The organism is Rhizobium sp. 32-5/1 (assembly GCF_029537235.1).
Classification (GTDB): Bacteria; Pseudomonadota; Alphaproteobacteria; order Rhizobiales; family Rhizobiaceae; genus Pararhizobium.
This window is the reverse complement of sequence record NZ_CP120638.1, coordinates 1,855,092-1,872,654: the sequence shown is the minus strand read 5'-3', so window position 1 is coordinate 1,872,654 and position 17,563 is coordinate 1,855,092. Positions and strand designations below refer to the sequence as shown.

Here is a 17,563-nt window from a genome sequence, read left to right as displayed (position 1 = left end):
AGTGTTTACGAATTCGGGTCTATCGATCCAGTTCGCATCACATTCCGGGCAGGGTCAATCTTCATTTTTGGCCTTAACCGCCTTAAGTCTACAAAGACGCTTTCACATGATCAGGATTACAATGACACATCCCCTCGACACATCAGCCGTCATCGACCCCGTCAAGCTCGAAAAACTCGCCGAAGTCGCCATCAAGGTCGGCCTGCAGCTTAAGCGTGGCCAGGATCTGGTCATCACAGCCCCGATCGCAGCGCTTCAGCTCGTGCGGCTGATCACCAAGCACGCCTATATTGCCGGCGCCGGGCTGGTTTCGACCTTCTACTCCGACGAGGAAACCACGCTGGCGCGCTACCAGCATGCACCCGACGAGAGCTTCGACAGGGCCAGCGACTGGCTCTACGAAGGCATGGCCAAGGCCTATGGCAACAACACGGCGCGGCTGGCCATTTCCGGCGACAATCCGATGATGCTGGCAAGCCAAGATCCGGCCAAGGTGGCGCGGGCCAACAAGGCGATGTCGATCGCCTACAAGCCGGCGCTGGAGAAAATCTCCAATTTCGACACCAACTGGAACATCGTCTCCTATCCCAACCCGGCTTGGGCAAGGCAGATGTTCCCGGATGATGCTGAATCCGTCGCTGTTGAAAAGCTCGCCAATGCGATCTTCGCCGCCTCGCGCGTCGATGTTGCCGATCCGATTGCCGCCTGGGCCGAGCACAATGCCAATCTGGCCAGGCGCTCCGGCTGGCTGAATGGTGAGCGCTTTTCGGCGCTGCACTTTACCGGCCCCGGCACGGACCTCACCGTGGGGCTTGCCGACGGCCATGAATGGCATGGCGGCGCGTCGACGGCGAAGAACGGCATCACCTGCAATCCCAATATCCCGACGGAGGAAGTGTTCACAACGCCGCATGCCCTGCGCGTCGAAGGTCATGTCTCGAGCACCAAGCCGCTCTCGCACCAGGGCACGCTGATCGACGATATCCAGGTCCGCTTCGAGGGTGGCCGGATCGTCGAGGCCAAGGCGTCAAAGGGCGAGGCGGTGCTGAACAAGGTGCTGGATACGGACGAGGGCGCTCGGCGCCTCGGCGAAGTGGCGCTCGTGCCGCATTCCTCGCCGATCTCGGCCAGCGGCATCCTGTTCTACAACACGCTGTTCGACGAAAACGCCTCCTGCCATATCGCGCTTGGCCAGTGCTATTCCAAGTGCTTCCTCGATGGCGCCTCGCTCAGCCAGGACCAGATCAAGGCGCAGGGCGGCAATTCCAGCCTGATCCACATCGACTGGATGATCGGCTCGGACAAGGTCGATATTGACGGCTTGCGGGAAAACGGCTCGACGGTGCCGGTCATGCGCAAGGGCGAATGGGCGTGACCACGCTCGGCGTCATCGGCGGTACGGGATGGTTGGCCGGGGCGCTGCTTCGCCCGGCCCTCACAAGCGGGTTCATCAGCCCTTCCAACCTTGTCCTCTCGTCGCGCAGTGGCGGGGCCGATGGTTTCGAGGCTTGGTCGGACATCCGGTTCACCACGGACAATGCCGTACTCGCTGCGGCGTGTAACGTCGTGATCCTGTCCGTGCGCCCGGAAGACCTCGGCACGCTTGATCTCGACCTCTCGGGAAAGCTGGTGATCTCGGTGATGGCGCGGGTGAAGGCTAAGGCGCTGATGGATCGGTTCGGCACCGGCCGGATCATCCGGGCCATGCCCAATGCCAGCGCAGAGCAGGGCCTGTCGTTTACGCCCTGGTTTGCGACATCAGAGGTTACAGTCAAGGATGAGGCTTTCGCAGATGGGTTCTTTGCCTGTTCAGGCAAGACGACCAGATTGAAGGCGGAAAACGAGCTCGATTATTTCACCGCGCTCACCGGTTCAGGCCCGGCCTTCATCGCAGCCTTTGCCGACGTGATGATCCGCGATGCCGTGGCCAACGGGGTTTCGCTGCAGGTGGCGGATGCGGCTGTGCGCCAGCTGTTTCTCGGCGCCGCCACCTGGATGGCGCACGCATCGGAAAGCCCGGCCGAAACGGTCAAGGTCTTCACCGACTATGGTGGAACGACCGCTGCCGGCCTCACCGCAATGAAGGCCGCCGACATAGAGACGCCGATCCGCAAGGGGCTCGCTGCTTCGGCAAAGAGAGCGGCCACTGCCTAACGCGTGGTGCACTACAAGGTCGAGAGGTCGTCAGGGCGGATCCCGAACTCACGATCGCGTGCCGGAGATTGCCGGCAAGACGCTCGGCGGCGCCATTTGTGCCTTCTGGCCGAGCCAGACGCTGACAAGCACCACCGCCATGCCGGCAAGCTGCAGGAGCGACAGGTTTTGGCCCAGCACACTCCACCCAAGAAGCACGGCCACCAACGGGCTGAGAAACCCGAGAGAAGCGACAGCGGCCGGTTCCAGCCGCGACAAGCCGCGAAACCACAGAAGATAGGTCATTGCAGCGCCGATCAGGGAAAGCCAAGCCATGCCGAGAATATTGGCATTCGTGGGGACTGGCAGTGCTGGCTCGACGAGAAGAGCGACCGGAAGCAACAGCAAACCCCCGGCCGTTAATTGCCAGGCTGTGAACGTCAGGTTGGACACCGGTGGTCTCCAATGGCGGGACAACACCGTTCCGAAGGCCATGGATACAGCACCGGCCAAACCGGCGATGATGCCGATGGGATCGAGCGCGGCACCGGGCGTCAGCACCAGCAGCCCGACACCTGCCATGCCGACAAAGCCAGCGACGATCGCCATCATTTTGACCGGCGTGCCGATCAAATGGCGCGCGAGCATGACGACGATCAGCGGCTGGATGGCGCCGACGGTCGCCGCAACGCCGCCGGGCAGGCGGTAGGCCGATATGAACAGCATAGCCCAGAAAAATGAGAAATTGAGCGCACCAAGGATAAGGCTCCGCGCCCACCACACACCATGGGGCAGCTGCCGGACGATGAGCAGCAGGATCAGGCCTGCCGGCAGCGCGCGCAGCATGGCAACCGTCAGCGGATAGCCGTGCGGCAGGAATTCGGTGGTGACCAGATAGGTGCTGCCCCAGATGGCCGGCGCAAGGGCGGTCAAGGCGATGTCGGTGGATGAGGATTTTATCTTCATTTAAAGTATCTCTAGCTCAAGATAAAATCAGGATATCACCCGTTATCTTGACGTCAAGATGAATTCTGCGTACCAGAAAACGATGGATGAAGATCATGTCGATAGAATTCTGGCCCAGTGGCGCAGGGAGCGGCCGGACCTTGATGTCGAGCCGATGAGCCTGCTCGGCCGATTGGCGCGATTGTCCACCTATCTCGGCCGGGAGGTCGAAAAGACGTTTCTGGAGCTCGGCCTGTCTTCCGCAAGTTTTGATGTGCTGGCGGCCTTGCGTCGGTCCGGCAAGCCCTACCGGCTTTCGCCGGGCGATCTGCTGGCAACGACGATGATCACATCGGGCACGATGACCAACCGGATCGATCAGTTGGAAAAGGCCGGTCTCGTCGAGCGGCTGAGCAATCCCGAGGATCGGCGTAGCGTGTTGATCGCGCTGCGGCCGGAAGGGCTCGATCTGGTCGAGCGAGCCGTGACGGCGCATGTCGCCAACCAGCACAGGCTGACGGCTATTTTGCAGCCGGACGAAACGACAGCGTTGAATGCCTTGCTGAGAAAATACCTTGCAGCGTTCGAATAGCTCAGCAGGCGAGATCGGCCACAACAGCATCAAGGATCAGCATGCCTGATGGCGTGCAGCGCAGGCGCGAATTGCCGATCCGCTCGATGAAGCCGTGTTCGATCAGGAATTGCTCGCGATCCGGGTCCGGTTCGCGGCCGGACAGGCTCTGCCAGCGGACGAGGTCGATGCCTTCCTTGAGCCGCAGGCCCATCAGAAGCAGTTCGTCCGCCTGTTCGTCATAGCCCAGAACTTCCTGGTCGATCATGCCATGGCCATGGGTTTCGACCAGCTGCAGCCAGTCCTCCGGCTTGCGCTCGGTGGCGGTGGCGATCTTGTCGCGGCCTATGGTCAGCCGCCCGTGCGCGCCCGGACCAATGCCGGCATAGTCGCCATAGCGCCAGTAGGTGAGGTTGTGGCGGCTTTCGGCCCCGGTGCGGCGTGGTTGGAGACCTCATAGGCCGGCATGCCGAAACCTTCGGTAATCTCCTGCGTCGCCTCGTAGAGCACGGCGGACTGCTCTCCGTCAGGCACGATCAGTTTGCCGGCCTTGTGCAGGCCATAGAACGGTGTGCCTTCCTCGATCGTCAGCTGGTAGAGCGAAAGATGATCGACGGCATAGGACACGGCCTGGTTCAACTCGCGCTCCCATTCCTCGACTGTCTGGTTTGGACGGGCGTAGATCAGGTCGAAGGACATGCGCGGAAAGATGTCACGCGCCAGCCCGATCGCCTTCAGCGCATCCTCGACATTGTGCAGCCGACCAAGGAACTTCAGGTCACGGTCGTTCAGGGCCTGGACGCCAAGCGAGACCCGGTTGACGCCGGCCGCGCGATAGCCGCGAAACCGCGTCGCTTCCACGCTCGACGGATTGGCCTCCATGGTGATCTCGATGCCGTCAGGCATATGCCAGAATTTGGCGATACCGTTCAGCACCGCCTCGACGGTTGCCGGATCCATCAGCGACGGCGTGCCGCCGCCCATGAACACGCTGGTCACCGTGCGCGGCCCGGACAGGCGCCGGGCCTCGGCCATTTCTGTCAGGAACGCCGAGACGAAGCGCGGCTGATCGACCGGCTGGTGGCGCACATGGCTGTTGAAGTCGCAATATGGGCACTTTGCGGCACAGAAGGGCCAATGCACATAGACCCCGAAACCGGGGTCCATGCTGTCGCCGATGGAGGAAAAGGTGGCCATGGATGTTTCTGGCCTTTCAGGCGCCGAGGCAGGTTTCGGCAAAGAGCTTGAAAGCCCTTGCGCGGTGGGACAGGGCCTGCGCATCGCCCGGTTTCCATCCGTGCTTTTGCTCGGCGCTCATTTCGCCGAAGGTCGTGTCGTAGCCGAGCGGCTGGAATACCGGGTCATAGCCGAAGCCTTGCGTGCCGCGCGGCGGCCAGACCACATGGCCCTCGACCTCGCCACGGAAGAGTTCGACATGGCCATCCGGCCAGGCGAGGCAGAGAACCGAGACGAAACGTCCTGTGCGACGATCGAATGCCGTGGCACCAGCATCCTGGATGGCAGTCTCGACCTTTTCCATGGCCATGGCAAAGTCGCGCGTGCCGTCTGCGGTCTCCGCCCAGTTGGCGGTATAGACGCCGGGATCGCCGTTCAGAGCATCGACCACCAGGCCGGAATCGTCGGATAAGGCGGGAAGGCCAGAGGCCTTGGCCGAAGCGAGCGCCTTAATCGTAGCGTTTTCCTCAAACGTCGTGCCGGTTTCCTCCGGTTCGACGAAATTCAGGTCGGCTGCGGATTTCGCCTCGAAACCGAGCGGGCCGATCAGGTCGCGGATTTCGCGGATCTTGCCGGCATTGTGGCTGGCAACGATCAGAGTCTTGTCTTCGAGCTTGCGCATGTCGCGTGCTTTCCCGTCCTTTGGGTTCCGTCTGTCAGTCGATGTTCCAGAGGCCGGGCTCTGCGCATTCCAGGCTGTTGCCGGCCGGATCGCGGAAATAGAAGGACCGCGCGCCCGTCGGCCAGCGTATATCTGATTCGATCGCAATGCCGGCGGCCGTCAGCCGCGCAACCCAAGCATCGAGATTTTCCGCGGCGACGCGAAAGCAGACATGCCCGCTGCCGGTTGTGCCATGCGGCGGTACCTGCAGCCCGTCCTCCGGCGGCGGCTTTATCGTCTCCGCTGGATTGAAGATCAGGAGCACGCCGGCGCCGCAGCGAAAGAAGACATGCCGGTTGCCTGCGCGGGTGATCTTTTCAAGCCCGAGAACGGAGCCGTAAAACGCCTCCATCTGGTCGAGATCATCCGCATAGAGCGCCGTTTCCAGTATGCCTTCGAGTGCCGGCGCCATATCGATTCGTCCTTAACCCGCAACCACCTGCTTCTGCATGGCCACCAGTTCGGAGATGCCATTCTTGGCGAGGCCCAGAAGCGTGCCGAATTCCTCCTCGGAGAACGGCTTGCCTTCGGCCGTGCCTTGGATCTCGACGATACCGCCGGAGCCGGTCATGACGAAGTTGGCGTCTGTTTCGGCCGCCGAGTCTTCCAGATAGTCGAGATCGATGACCGGCTGGTTGGCGAAGATGCCGCAGGAGATCGCGGCGATATTGTCCTTCAGGACCTTCTCGACCTTGATCATGTTGCGGCTTTCCATCCACTTCAGGCAGTCGTGCAATGCGATCCATGCACCGGTGATCGAGGCCGTGCGCGTGCCGCCATCCGCCTGGATGACGTCGCAGTCGATCGAGATCTGGCGTTCGCCCAAGGCCTGCAGATCAACGACGGCGCGGAGCGAGCGCCCGATCAGACGCTGGATTTCCTGGGTGCGGCCACTCTGCTTGCCCGACGCCGCCTCGCGCTTCATACGCTCGCCTGTGGCGCGCGGAAGCATGCCGTATTCGGCCGTTACCCAGCCCTTGCCGCTGTTGCGCAGCCATGGCGGCGTCTTTTCCTCAAGGCTCGCCGTGACCAGCACATGCGTGTCGCCGAACTTGACGAGACAGGAGCCTTCGGCGTGCTTGGAGAAATTGCGCTCGAAGGAAACCTTGCGCATCTGGTCTGTTTTTCGTCCCGAAGGCCGCATGATGAACTCCTATGATGTTTGTCAGCCTTCTAGCCTATGTTGTGCCCAAGGGAAATCATTTCGCCAAAACTTCGAATGAGGGCTTATAACAACGAATTGACCAGCTTTTACTGGTATTTCCGTTTTGCTATCCGGGTAAAGATCACTATATTTCTGTTGATATCAACGACATGGATGCGCACGTTCTGATGGTGTTGGATAAATCTGCAATGCGGGAAAGGCTTTTGGCGCTCGACGAGCGCTCGGGCGAAATCTTCCGTCGCATCGTGGAAAGCTACCTCGAAAGCGGTGAGCCGCTTGGCTCGCGCAGTCTTTCGCGCATCCTGCCCATGTCGCTGTCGCCTGCCTCGGTCCGCAATGTGATGAGCGATCTCGAAGAGCTTGGTCTCATCTATTCGCCGCATATCAGCGCCGGACGCCTGCCGACCCAGAACGGCCTGCGATTCTTCGTCGATGCTTTCATGCAAGTGGGTGATCTTTCGGCCGAGGATCGCGCTTCGATCGACCGGCAGGTGCGGCGCTCCGAGCGCGGCGAGCCAGTCGAAGCGCTGCTCACCGAGGCAAGCCAGATGCTGTCGGGCATGTCGCGCGGGGCGGGCCTCGTCATCACCGCCAAGAACGATCCGGTGCTGAAGCACGTCGAATTCGTGCGGCTGGCGCCGACCAAGGCACTCGCCGTGCTGGTTGGCGAACATGACCAGGTGGAAAACCGGATCATCGAGCTTCCGGCAGGCGTCACCAGTTCGCAATTGACGGAAGCCGCCAATTTCCTCAATGCGCATCTGGCCGGGCAGACCCTGCTGGAGGTGCGGGGCCAGCTCCAAAGGTCAAGGAAACCGTCCGCCGCGAACTCGATACGCTGAGCCAGGATCTCGTCGAGCGCGGTCTTGCCATTTGGTCCGGCAGCGAGACGGACGACAAGCCGACGCAGCTGATCGTGCGCGGCCGCGCCAACCTGCTCGAAGGTCTTGCCGGCGCCGAGGATGTCGATCGGCTGCGCATGCTGTTTGATGATCTCGAAAAGAAGGACAGCCTGATCGAGATCCTGAATCTTGCCGAAAGCGGACCGGGCGTGCGTATCTTCATCGGGTCTGAGAACAAGCTGTTCTCGCTGTCCGGCTCTTCGCTGATCGTCGCGCCCTACAAGGATGGCGACGACAAGATCGTCGGTGCCGTCGGCGTCATCGGCCCGACGCGGCTCAATTATTCGCGCATCGTGCCCATGGTCGACTATACCGCCCAGCTGATGTCGCGGCTTTCGCGATAGAGTGCAGCAACGCCCGCTTTCCCTGCTGTTTCCGTTTGTCCCCTTGATTTTTGGGCCGCAAACATCGATATCGGGTCCAAATCCAAAACGTGTAATTTTCCGGAGACCGTCATGACCGACGACACGAACAAATATGAGCCCGAGATGACCGAAGCCGAGGAAGCCGCGATTGCTGCAGAGGCCGCGGACGTCGAGAGTGCGGTCGCCGAGCCCGATCCCCTGGAGCTTGCCAAGGCCGAAACCGCCGAAATGCGCGACCGCTATCTGCGCCTCGCTGCCGACATGGACAATCTGCGCCGCCGCACCGAGCGGGAAGTCAAGGACGCCAAGTCCTATTCCGTCGCCGGCTTTGCCCGCGACATGCTGGCCGTGTCCGACAATCTGCGCCGTGCGCTCGATGCCATTCCCACAGAAGCCCGTGAGTCCGGCGATGCCGGCTTCAACGCGCTGATCGAGGGCGTCGAAATGACAGAGCGGGCCATGCTCTCTGCGCTGGAGCGCCACGGTGTCAAGAAACTGGAGCCTGTCGGCCAGAAATTCGACCCGAATTTCCATCAGGCCATGTTTGAAATCCCGAACGCCGACGTTGCCAACAACACCGTCGTACAGGTTGTGCAGGCCGGTTACACAATCGGTGAACGTGTGCTGCGCCCGGCCATGGTTGGCGTGGCCAAGGGCGGCCCGAAGGCGGTGGCTGCAGAAGAGACGCCGGCGGCTTGATTGTTGCCGCGATGCCTGGGAAGAAGCGGTACATCACTTATTGCTGGTGGCCGCTTTCTTAACCGCCGCAATAGACTCTTTTGGTCGATGCTTTTGTCGAAAGAGAAATCGATTTTGCGATGAGAGCAGGGTTTTGTTCCGAAAGTCTTCCGCCGCTTTGCCCTTGGAGCAAGGCCAGGGCCGATTGCCAGTCTTCGCCTTTCGGGTGTTTTTTCTGCTCGCGGAACCAACTGGCTGTCTTGCTTTTGCTGAAACTTCGAAAAACTGCCTGAATTGCCGCCTGATCCTTGACTGAAGCAAGGAGCCTGATCCGTACAGGCGTGTTCTCGGAGGTGCATCCGGTAACAAAAACACCGTTGGCCGCCGCCGCGGAAACAGCATGAATGCTGATAGAACAATCGATACGAAAATGGACTTCATTTCCTGCTCCAATCTCATCTTAATGTATGAATTTCATCAGGACTTCTCAGCGCAAGATTGGTCTCACCCGAACAGCTGCCGCAGATGATCGTTCAAAAACCGCCCTTCCGGATCAAGCCTGTTCCGGAGCGCCTTGAACTCTCCCGCGCGGGGATACAACGCATCCACGTCCTCGGCGCCCATGAAATGCAGCTTGCCCCAGTGCGGGCGTGAGCCGAACTGGCGCAGGATATCGTCCACGTCTTTCAGATAATTCCAGTAATCCGTGCCGGGCTGACCCGAGACCGAGAGCGTGATCGAATCCTGCTCGAAGAACGGGCTGATCCACCCGCCGTCACCAGCGGTGAAGCGGTATTCGATCGGATAGATGCAGGTCGGGTGTTTTTCCAGCATCAGCTTGCGCACTTCCATGCAGGCCTGCTTGCCGTACCGCAACGGCACGGCATATTCCAGTTCGTGGAAATTCGGCACATATTCGATCGGATAGATTTCCGAGGAATAGGCGATCTTTTCGAAGCCGCTTTCCATCGGCGCCGCATCGGTGAAGTCGATCGTTTTCATCTCGCAGACGTCGGACAGGCTCGTCGTGGTCGAAACCGATGACGTATCCGGCAGGCAGTAGCAGTGGCGGCTTTCCGGCACCGGGCACCAGAAGAAACCGAAATGCCGGTGGTTGGCGGCCAGATCGTCATGTTGCTCCATGCACTCGTCGAAAGTGCAGCGCCAGAGCTTCTCATGCAGATTGTAGCTGTCCATCACCTGCAGGGTGATTTCGGAGATGACGCCGAGCATGCCGATCGAGACGCGCGCGGCGTTCAGCATGTCGGGCTGGCTGTCGTCGATGGCAAGGATGCTGCCGTCCGCCTGCACCAGTCGCATGCCGACAATCTGCGAGGCCATGTTTCCGAGCGCGATGCCTGTGCCGTGGGTTCCTGTCGTCAGCGCGCCGGCCAGCGCCTGGCTGTCGATATCGCCTTGGTTGATCATCGACAGGCCGTTTGCCTTGAGCGCCTTGCCGAGCGTGTTGATCGTCGTGCCGGCGTGAACCGAGACGCGCTTGCGCGCCGTGTCGATATTGGTGACGCCCTGCAGGCCGGACAGCGTCAGGTGCAGGCCTGAGGTTAGCGCCACCGGTGTGAAGGAATGGCCGGAGCCGGCGCAACGGACATTCAGGCCGTTCGATGTCGCCTCGCGCACCATCTCGGCCAGTGCCGCCTCGCTGTCGGGCGCCCCCTGTGCCGGACGATGCAGGATTGATTGCCCACCCAGTTGCGCCAGTGTCCGCCGGATTCGATCATCGTTTTGTTTCCTTGCGAAGAGGGTTGAATGAAATTGAAGAAGGTCTTCCGCCTCAGAACAGCGAGGCGATCCAGTACGAGATCACGTCCTTAAGTCCGGCAATCGGCCGCTCGACCAAACATTTCCAGGGTTTGAGCGGATGGACACGAATCGCGATCGATTTTCCGGCGGCGTAGGTTTCTTTATCCATGGTCCAGCTATCGATGCTTCTGGTGTAGGCTTTTCCGCCAAAGATGTAGTCGACCTCCACGAAGATGGAGCGGTCTCCCTCGGCCTCCCGAACCGTTGCCTTGCGAATCGTCCCCTCCACCAGCCGCCATTTCCGACGAAGATGAATCTGCCTCGCCCGCACCAGAAACGGAACAAAGAGCAGAAACAAGATCAACAGACTTGCGGCGACCGGGTAGTTCACATTTGCGCTCCTGCGATGTCAGCGAGACCGGCCTTCGATCACATCGCCGTAAAGCAGTTATCGACAAACAGGTGCGTGCCGTTGACGAAGCTCGATTCGTCGCTGGCGAGGAAGAGTGCGGCCTGTGCCACCTCCATCGGATCGCACATGCGACCCTGCTGGGCGGCGATGGCCGCGTCCGAGACGTCCACGCCGTATTTGGCAAGGCCCACCAGTTCGCGCTTTCCGTGATCTGTGGCGATGAAGCCGGGGCAGACGGCGTTGGAGCGGATGTTGCGGTCGCGGAACTCCACGGCGATGGCCCGGGCAAACATATGGCAGGCGCCCTTGCTTGTGTCGTAAAGCACCTCCATCGGCGTGGCCGCCACCGCCGAGATCGACGAGGTCGAGACGATGCTGCCGCCGCCGGCCTTGAGCATGCCGGGCAGCACGGCCTTGGTCATCAGGAACATCGAGCGCACATTGACAGCCATCAGCCGGTCCCATTCGTCCTCTTCGGTTTCGAGGAAGGGACCGACGGCCAGGATTCCGGCGTGGTTGAAGAGGACGGTGATCGGGCCGAAAGCGTCCTCGACGGCCTTGACGGCCGATTTCACATCCGAGGAAACCGAGACATCGGCCGGTGCAAAGACTGCCTCGCCACCCTCGGCGCGAATGGCTTCGGCCACCTCTCCGCCCTTCGATCGCGGCAGGTCGACAATGCCGACGCGGGCACCTTCGCGGGCAAAGAGCTGGGAGGCGGCAAGGCCGCATCCGCCGGCACCACCGCTGATCAATGCGGTCTTTCCAGCCAGACGTCCTGCCATGCCCGTTCCCCTTCGTGTTCCCTTGGGCGGGAGTATTGTCGAGCTATTGGGCCGTGTCGATATCTCTTGAAGCCCGGCATGATAATTTTTGAATGCGGAGCCAAAGACTTGGTGAAAACGTAAAAACGCGACCCTTAGGCCGCGTCTTCAGGAATTCATTTCGATTTTTGGATCAGGCTGCGTTCGACGCCTGGTCTTCGCTGAGGAAGGCGTAGATCGCCGAAGCGGAATTTGAACCGCGCAGTTTGGCAACCATGTCCTGATCGCGCAGCACCCGGGCAATACGCGAAAGCGCCTTCAGGTGGTCGGCACCGGCGCCTTCAGGTGCCAGCAGCAGAAAGACAATATCGACCGGCTGGTCGTCCAGCGCTTCGAAATCCACGGGCGATTCCAGCCGTGCAAAAATGCCAATGATGCTCGACAGGCTTGCGAGTTTGCCGTGCGGAATGGCGATGCCGTTGCCGACGCCGGTCGAGCCAAGCCGTTCGCGCTGCAGGATAACGTCGAAAATTTCACGCTCGGAAAGACCGGTTATCTTGGATGCCTTGGACGCCAGCTCCTGAAGCAATTGCTTCTTCGAGTTGGCTTTCATAGCCGGAATTATCGCATTTTGCTGCAGCAAGCCTGCCAATGCCATTCTTTTGTCCTCGTTGCCCGGTTAACACGGCCCCTCTGGGAAGAGATGCACAAAGCTTGCCAACCGATCTGTTCCGCATGTTCCATGCACCGAAGGCTTTTGCCCGGCATGGGATTCTGGCAATTTAGCCCCGAATACCCTTCTGGGGTTTTCGCGGTTCGCTTGCCTTTATGCGTTTCTACTTGAGCCGTCCGCCGTACCGCAACGCCTGCGTTTTCGTCAGGTCGCGGGATGCCGGTTTTCCGGCACCCCGCTGCCTGTTCAGTTCTTCACGTCTCAGTTCTTAACGTTGGCTGCGTCGATCCAGCCGATATTGCCGTCATTGCGTCTGTAGACGATGTTGAGTTCTTCCTTGCCGCTGCTGCGGAAGATCAGAACCGGTTCATCGGTCATGTCCAGCGCCATCACGGCGCTTGCGACCGACATGGTCTTCAGCTGTTTCGTGCTTTCTGCGACAATCGTCGGTGCGTAATCTTCAGGCACCTCGTCATGCTCGTCATCAGGCACCGAGTCCATCACTGTATAGGCCACCTCGGAAAAGCCTGAATGGCCGTTGCCGATGTGGTGATCCTTGAGCTTGCGCTTATAGCGGCGCAGGCGCTTCTCGATGCGGATCGATGCCGCGTCGAAGGCTGCCTGCGGCTCCGTCGCCTCGCCATTCGCATGCAGGGCAGCGCCCGTATCGAGGTGAATCTTGCAGTCGGCGCTAAAGCGCGACCCAGATTTTTCCACAGTGATCTGGCTTGAATATCCTCCGTCGAAATATTTGGTGACGGCCTGTTCTATCTGCTCTTCGATACGCAGACGGAAGGCTTCACCAATTTCCATATGTTTTCCGGATACACGCACACTCATGGAGTTTCCTCTCTTTTTCATGATTTGCACGTGCAGTTTATGCCAACAGTACCCGTCATCCAAGCACTTCACGCACGCAAACGAATTTTGCGTCAAAACAACCTGAAACTGCAGGAGTATGCTTAAGGCGGCGTCAATGTCCTCTGCCCATTGCGGCGCGCTGATACCCCGGGTTGTCCCGGAAGTCAATTCCAGTGTTCAAAAATCGGCATGCAGTGCCGCATAGCTGTTAATCATGGGGATAACGGGGATAGGCACGCCAAGCGTCTCAGGCGGAGACTTTTGCCATGGCGCGCTTCTCGCGTCGGCGCTGTACCGACGACGGAATGTTCATCGCCTCGCGATATTTTGCGACGGTGCGCCGCGCAATATCGACGCCACCCTTTTTCAGGCTGTCGACGATATCGTCGTCGGACAGGACAGCGTCGGGGCTTTCCAGCACGATCATGTTGCGGATTCGGTGCCGGACCGATTCCGCCGAATGGCCGTCGCCGCCCTCTGCGGAGCTGATCGAAACCGTGAAGAAATATTTCAGCTCAAACAGGCCGCGCGGCGTCAGCATATATTTGTTGGAGGTGACGCGGCTCACGGTGGATTCGTGCATCTTGATCGCATCGGCGATGGTTTTCAGATTGAGCGGCCGCAGGTGATCGACGCCGTTCATCAGGAAGCTGTCCTGCTGCCGGACGATTTCCGTCGCCACCTTCATGATCGTCTTGGCGCGCTGGTCGAGGCTGCGCGTCAGCCAGTTGGCGTTCTGCAGGCATTCGGTGAGAAAGCTATGGTCGGCGCCGGTCTTCGGGGTCTTGCGGGAGACAGTCGCGTAATAGGCCTGGTTGACGAGCACGCGGGGCAGGGTTTCCGGGTTGAGTTCCACCAGCCAGGTGCCGTCGAGCGCGGCGCGCACGACGATGTCAGGCACGATCGCCTCGGAAGGGCTTGCCTCGAAGCCTGTGCCGGGCTTCGGGTCGAGCTTTCGGATTTCCGCCAGCATGTCGATCAGGTCTTCCTCGTCGACGCCGCAGATTTTTTCAGGCTCGCGAAGTCGCGGCGGGCGAGCAGCTCGAGATTGTTGACAAGCGCTTCCATGGCCGGATCCAACCGGTCGCGGGCACGCAGCTGGATGGCAAGGCATTCGCTGAGCGAGCGGGCGAAGACGCCCGGTGGGTCGAGCTGCTGCAACTGGTGAAGCACGCGCACGACGTCGCGATGATCGGCGCCCAGGCGGACGGCGATCTCGTTGAGGTCGGCATGGACATAGCCGGCTTCATCGAGCTGGTCGATCAGGTGCTGGGCGATCAGCCTGTCGGGTGCGCCGTGGATGGTAAAGGGAACCTGCTCGTTCAGGAAGTCGCGCAGCGTCGGCCGCGTCGCGATGAAATCATCGAGGTTGTAGCCCTCGCTGCTCTCGCCGCCGTCGCCGCCGGGCATCGATTTCCATTGGCTGAGCAGTTCCGGCGCGTCGGCGCGCTGGGGGCTGTGTCATCGGGAAAGACATTCTCGAAATTGGCGTCGAGCTGTTCGCTCATCCGCTCGCCGGTCATCGATGTCGTGCTGTCATAGACATCGCCCAGCGGGTCCAGCGCCGGAAATTCGATGACGTCGCGATCGTTGCGGTCTTCCTGGCTGGTGTGTGCGTCGTCGCGGGCAGCGTAGTCGGAACCATGGGAGGTGTCGTCATTGGCGGCGAGTTCAAGCAGCGGGTTTTTCTCGACTTCCTGCTCGATGAAGTGATTGAGTTCGAAATGCGTCATCTGCAGCAGCTGGATCGACTGCATCAGCTGGGGTGTCATCACCAGTGACTGGCTTTGACGCAGGAAGAGACTGGCTGATAATGCCATGTTTACGCTAAACTCCCCTCAATTCCCCGAAAATGAGCGCCGTCTTGGTACGGTTTCTGCTCAAATTTTCAGTTGGCCCAAAAATTGCTTATTAATTGGGTTTGGTCAAGTCGTGCCCGGTAATAAGGTGAACTTTGGGGTGGGGCGCGAAATTCCGCTTGATTTTTACGCGCTAAGTGCTGGCGTTGCTGATTTTTACGTCGCTTTTTCGAGCTCAGTCCAGAGCCCAATATGGGCACCACGGCCGCCGCAAGTCTAATGTTGCGCCGCACCAATTTCAGTTGGCCCAAAAATTGCGTAAATCCACGGCTCGGTCAAGAGGCCTGTCCCAAATGCGGCAAAGATTTGCCGCTGAGCGCTGTCACAGGCTGAAATTATCACCGAGATAAAGGCGGCGCACATCGGGATTGGTGACGATGTCGTTGGCGCGGCCATGGGTCAGCACCTCGCCGGCATGGATGATATAGGCCCGGTCGATCAGGCCCAGCGTCTCGCGCACGTTGTGGTCCGTGATCAGTACGCCGATCCCGCGGGACGTCAGATGCCGGACCAGCGCCTGGATATCGGCCACCGAGATCGGATCGACACCTGCAAAGGGTTCATCGAGAAGCATGAAGGTCGGATCGGTCGCAAGCGCGCGGGCGATTTCGAGACGGCGCCGTTCGCCACCCGAGAGAGCCACGGCCGGCGACTTGCGCAGGTGCGAGATGGAAAATTCGCCGAGCAGGTCGTTGAGCTTGCTTTCGCGGCGCTCCCTGTTGCGATCGTGAACCTCAAGCACGGCGCGGATATTGTCCTCGACCGTCAGCCCACGAAAGATCGAGGCCTCCTGCGGCAGATAGCCGACACCCAGGCGAGCCCGGCGATACATCGGCATCGATGTCACATCGTTGCCGTTGATCTCGATGGTGCCCTCATCGACCGGAACGAGACCAGTGATCATGTAGAAACAGGTCGTCTTGCCGGCGCCGTTCGGGCCGAGCAGGCCAACGGCCTCGCCACGCCGCACGACAAGCGAGACACCATTGACGACACGGCGTCCCCGGTAGCTCTTCGTCAGGCCGCGCGCAATCAGCGTGCCTTCGTAGCGCGCCTTGTCGGCCGCACGGGCAGGAGCTGCCGCATCGGACTTGCTGCCCTGTTTGCGTTTGGAGAGGAAGGGAATATTCACGTTGGGACTATATCAATTCTGCTGGGATTTCGGGTCGAGCTGGATTTTGACCCGCCCGCCACAGGCCTGCAGTTGTGCTTCGCCGGTGTTCATCTGAACATTCAGCTGGCAGCCGGTAAAGACATTCTTGCCTTCCGAGAGCACAACTTCCTTGCCCTTCAGAACAAGCGTCTGCTGCGTCATGTTGAACGATCCGCTGTCGGCCGTCGCCTGCTGGGTGCCGGACTGCAGGAAAACCTTGTCGTTGACCTCGATCCGGTCGATGTCGGCATTGCCGCCCTGGATGGATCCGCCGCCTTTCTTGTAATAAACCACCATGCTGCCGGCCTGCAGCGTGGTCGTGCCCTGAACAACCTTCACATTGCCTGTGAACATCGCCAGGCTGTCGGCATCCTTGATCTCCAGCTTGTCGCTTTCGATCTGGATCGGCTGATCATTGGAAAGCTCGAGACCCTTCATCTGGCTCGATGTAGACTGGGCAAGCACGGGAACGGCAAGGGCTGCGGCAAGGGCGGCTGAAACGGCAATTTTTTTGCAAGCAACAAAGTGGTTGTTGAATTGGCTGACATGGGATGCACCGGGTTCTAGTTCTGGTTTTTTCGGATGGAGCTGGGTTCGACATTGACCCGTACCATGCCCTCAAAAGTCACAATCCTTCCCTTATCCGTCATTCTCAGCCGCTGTGCAACAATGGAACCGCCGTTCATGCTGATTGCGATCGGCAGTTTCGATTCCATCTCGCCGGCGTTGATGTTCAGATAGGCCGAGCGGAAGTCGGCATTGACGCCATTGTTCATGGTGATGGTGAAGGGCTCGTCCATATTGAGTGTATTGCCGCCGCGGTCGTAGATGCCGCTTGCCGCATCCACGGTGGCGATCAGTGTGTCGTTCACCGGCATTTCCGCATGGATTTTTTCAGCGTGATAATGTCCGGGTTGGCGATGTCCTGCAGGGCGCGCTCGGCCTTCATCGAGTAGCTGATGCCCTGCTTGTTGCGGCCGGAAATCGCCGGATTCTGCATGACGATCTTGCCGTTTTCGATGGTTGCATTCTCGATCTGCAGTTCGTCCGGCAGATAGGCGCGGATGACGGAGACCACGACGAAGATCGCCGCGATGATGACCGCGATCACAGGCAGCACGATCTTCAACCGCTTGACGTGCCGGGAATGCCGCCTCGCCTGATCATAGGCATCCGCGGGGCCCAGCCCGGAATGCGGAAACGCTCCGGGGTAATGCGCTTCATTGAGCATAAAAAGACCTGTCGTTCGAACGATACGGCGATCCGCAGAGACACCCATGTTTCCGTCGGGCGTCCGTGTTCGCGGGCGCTTCAGTGGCGATGAATATGGAGATTTTTTCAATGCAGACAATGGATGCGCAAAAAACTTTGAAACCGGCTTACAAGCAGGGTCCGCTGCGGCTATTGATTCCTGCCTGTTGCGC

Annotated in this window: 15 protein-coding genes and 5 pseudogenes; 5 read left to right on the top strand and 15 right to left on the bottom strand. The window is 59.9% G+C overall.

Translation table 11 applies throughout. The features are described 5' to 3' along the window. Positions 1-121 precede the first annotated feature (121 nt). Complete coding sequence (locus P6U16_RS09620; protein WP_277703548.1) at positions 122-1,375, top strand: aminopeptidase; 1,254 nt, start codon at positions 122-124, stop codon at positions 1,373-1,375. After that, positions 1,372-2,154, top strand: a complete 783-nt coding sequence (locus P6U16_RS09615) for a pyrroline-5-carboxylate reductase dimerization domain-containing protein (RefSeq protein ID WP_277703547.1) — start codon at positions 1,372-1,374, stop codon at positions 2,152-2,154. The genes P6U16_RS09620 and P6U16_RS09615 overlap by 4 nt, the downstream gene beginning before the upstream one ends. Positions 2,155-2,202: 48 nt before the next feature. Here P6U16_RS09615 and P6U16_RS09610 read toward each other — a convergent pair whose 3' ends face one another. After that, on the bottom strand, positions 2,203-3,099 hold the full coding sequence (locus P6U16_RS09610) for an EamA family transporter (RefSeq protein ID WP_277703546.1): 897 nt from the start codon (positions 3,097-3,099) through the stop codon (positions 2,203-2,205). Between the two features lie 82 nt (positions 3,100-3,181). Between P6U16_RS09610 and P6U16_RS09605 the strand changes: the two genes are divergently transcribed. Continuing rightward, on the top strand, positions 3,182-3,670 hold the full coding sequence (locus tag P6U16_RS09605) for a MarR family transcriptional regulator (RefSeq protein WP_277703545.1): 489 nt from the start codon (positions 3,182-3,184) through the stop codon (positions 3,668-3,670). 1 nt (position 3,671) lies between these two features. Here the strand turns inward: P6U16_RS09605 and hemW are convergent. The 4 genes and pseudogenes from hemW to rph form a co-directional block, all read right to left on the bottom strand. After that, positions 3,672-4,846 (bottom strand): annotated as a pseudogene (gene hemW, locus P6U16_RS09600) (radical SAM family heme chaperone HemW). Positions 4,847-4,862: 16 nt separating this feature from the next. Beyond that, positions 4,863-5,507, bottom strand: coding sequence for an RdgB/HAM1 family non-canonical purine NTP pyrophosphatase (gene rdgB, locus P6U16_RS09595; RefSeq protein WP_277703544.1), 645 nt, complete (start codon positions 5,505-5,507; stop codon positions 4,863-4,865). Positions 5,508-5,541: 34 nt separating this feature from the next. Continuing rightward, complete coding sequence (locus tag P6U16_RS09590) at positions 5,542-5,958, bottom strand: VOC family protein (protein ID WP_277703543.1); 417 nt, start codon at positions 5,956-5,958, stop codon at positions 5,542-5,544. 12 nt (positions 5,959-5,970) lie between these two features. Beyond that, positions 5,971-6,690 (bottom strand): ribonuclease PH, encoded by a 720-nt coding sequence (gene rph / locus P6U16_RS09585; protein ID WP_277703542.1) that lies wholly within the window; start codon positions 6,688-6,690, stop codon positions 5,971-5,973. A gap of 188 nt (positions 6,691-6,878) precedes the next feature. On the opposite strand from rph, the pseudogene hrcA reads away from it, so the two are divergent. Both hrcA and grpE read left to right on the top strand, forming a co-directional pair. Continuing rightward, positions 6,879-7,957 (top strand): annotated as a pseudogene (gene hrcA / locus P6U16_RS09580) (heat-inducible transcriptional repressor HrcA). 111 nt (positions 7,958-8,068) lie between these two features. After that, complete coding sequence (gene grpE, locus P6U16_RS09575; RefSeq protein ID WP_277703541.1) at positions 8,069-8,677, top strand: nucleotide exchange factor GrpE; 609 nt, start codon at positions 8,069-8,071, stop codon at positions 8,675-8,677. Between the two features lie 33 nt (positions 8,678-8,710). Here the strand turns inward: grpE and P6U16_RS09570 are convergent, their stop codons facing one another. From P6U16_RS09570 to lptC, 10 genes and pseudogenes are all read right to left on the bottom strand, one after another. Continuing rightward, positions 8,711-9,097, bottom strand: a complete 387-nt coding sequence (locus P6U16_RS09570) for a hypothetical protein (RefSeq protein WP_277703540.1) — start codon at positions 9,095-9,097, stop codon at positions 8,711-8,713. Positions 9,098-9,160: 63 nt separating this feature from the next. Beyond that, a pseudogene (locus P6U16_RS09565) lies at positions 9,161-10,395 on the bottom strand (D-arabinono-1,4-lactone oxidase). Between the two features lie 53 nt (positions 10,396-10,448). Continuing rightward, on the bottom strand, positions 10,449-10,808 hold the full coding sequence (locus P6U16_RS09560; RefSeq protein WP_277703538.1) for a hypothetical protein: 360 nt from the start codon (positions 10,806-10,808) through the stop codon (positions 10,449-10,451). Positions 10,809-10,846: 38 nt separating this feature from the next. Next, complete coding sequence (locus tag P6U16_RS09555; RefSeq protein ID WP_277703537.1) at positions 10,847-11,614, bottom strand: SDR family oxidoreductase; 768 nt, start codon at positions 11,612-11,614, stop codon at positions 10,847-10,849. A gap of 172 nt (positions 11,615-11,786) precedes the next feature. Next, positions 11,787-12,251: a PTS IIA-like nitrogen regulatory protein PtsN gene (gene ptsN, locus P6U16_RS09550; protein WP_277703536.1), complete on the bottom strand. Its 465-nt coding sequence runs from the start codon at positions 12,249-12,251 to the stop codon at positions 11,787-11,789. Positions 12,252-12,527: 276 nt separating this feature from the next. Beyond that, the gene (raiA, locus tag P6U16_RS09545) at positions 12,528-13,106 is read right to left on the bottom strand and encodes a ribosome-associated translation inhibitor RaiA (protein WP_277703535.1); all 579 of its coding nucleotides are present in this window, start codon (positions 13,104-13,106) and stop codon (positions 12,528-12,530) included. Positions 13,107-13,374: 268 nt separating this feature from the next. Then, positions 13,375-14,947, bottom strand: a pseudogene (gene rpoN / locus P6U16_RS09540) (RNA polymerase factor sigma-54). 361 nt (positions 14,948-15,308) lie between these two features. Then, positions 15,309-16,118: an LPS export ABC transporter ATP-binding protein gene (gene lptB / locus P6U16_RS09535; RefSeq protein ID WP_277703534.1), complete on the bottom strand. Its 810-nt coding sequence runs from the start codon at positions 16,116-16,118 to the stop codon at positions 15,309-15,311. A gap of 12 nt (positions 16,119-16,130) precedes the next feature. Next, positions 16,131-16,646, bottom strand: coding sequence for an LptA/OstA family protein (locus P6U16_RS09530; RefSeq protein ID WP_277703802.1), 516 nt, complete (start codon positions 16,644-16,646; stop codon positions 16,131-16,133). A gap of 56 nt (positions 16,647-16,702) precedes the next feature. Continuing rightward, positions 16,703-17,370: pseudogene (gene lptC, locus P6U16_RS09525) on the bottom strand (LPS export ABC transporter periplasmic protein LptC). Positions 17,371-17,563 lie beyond the last annotated feature (193 nt).

Coding starts and splice junctions, on each gene's coding strand:
- raiA (WP_277703535.1), bottom strand. CDS start 13,106: ATGAGTGTGCGTGTATCCGGAAAACATATGGAAATTGGTGAAGCCTTC.
- grpE (WP_277703541.1), top strand. CDS start 8,069: ATGACCGACGACACGAACAAATATGAGCCCGAGATGACCGAAGCCGAG.
- P6U16_RS09570 (WP_277703540.1), bottom strand. CDS start 9,097: ATGAAGTCCATTTTCGTATCGATTGTTCTATCAGCATTCATGCTGTTT.
- rdgB (WP_277703544.1), bottom strand. CDS start 5,507: ATGCGCAAGCTCGAAGACAAGACTCTGATCGTTGCCAGCCACAATGCC.
- ptsN (WP_277703536.1), bottom strand. CDS start 12,251: ATGGCATTGGCAGGCTTGCTGCAGCAAAATGCGATAATTCCGGCTATG.
- P6U16_RS09555 (WP_277703537.1), bottom strand. CDS start 11,614: ATGGCAGGACGTCTGGCTGGAAAGACCGCATTGATCAGCGGTGGTGCC.
- rph (WP_277703542.1), bottom strand. CDS start 6,690: ATGCGGCCTTCGGGACGAAAAACAGACCAGATGCGCAAGGTTTCCTTC.
- P6U16_RS09605 (WP_277703545.1), top strand. CDS start 3,182: ATGGATGAAGATCATGTCGATAGAATTCTGGCCCAGTGGCGCAGGGAG.
- P6U16_RS09610 (WP_277703546.1), bottom strand. CDS start 3,099: ATGAAGATAAAATCCTCATCCACCGACATCGCCTTGACCGCCCTTGCG.
- P6U16_RS09590 (WP_277703543.1), bottom strand. CDS start 5,958: ATGGCGCCGGCACTCGAAGGCATACTGGAAACGGCGCTCTATGCGGAT.
- P6U16_RS09620 (WP_277703548.1), top strand. CDS start 122: ATGACACATCCCCTCGACACATCAGCCGTCATCGACCCCGTCAAGCTC.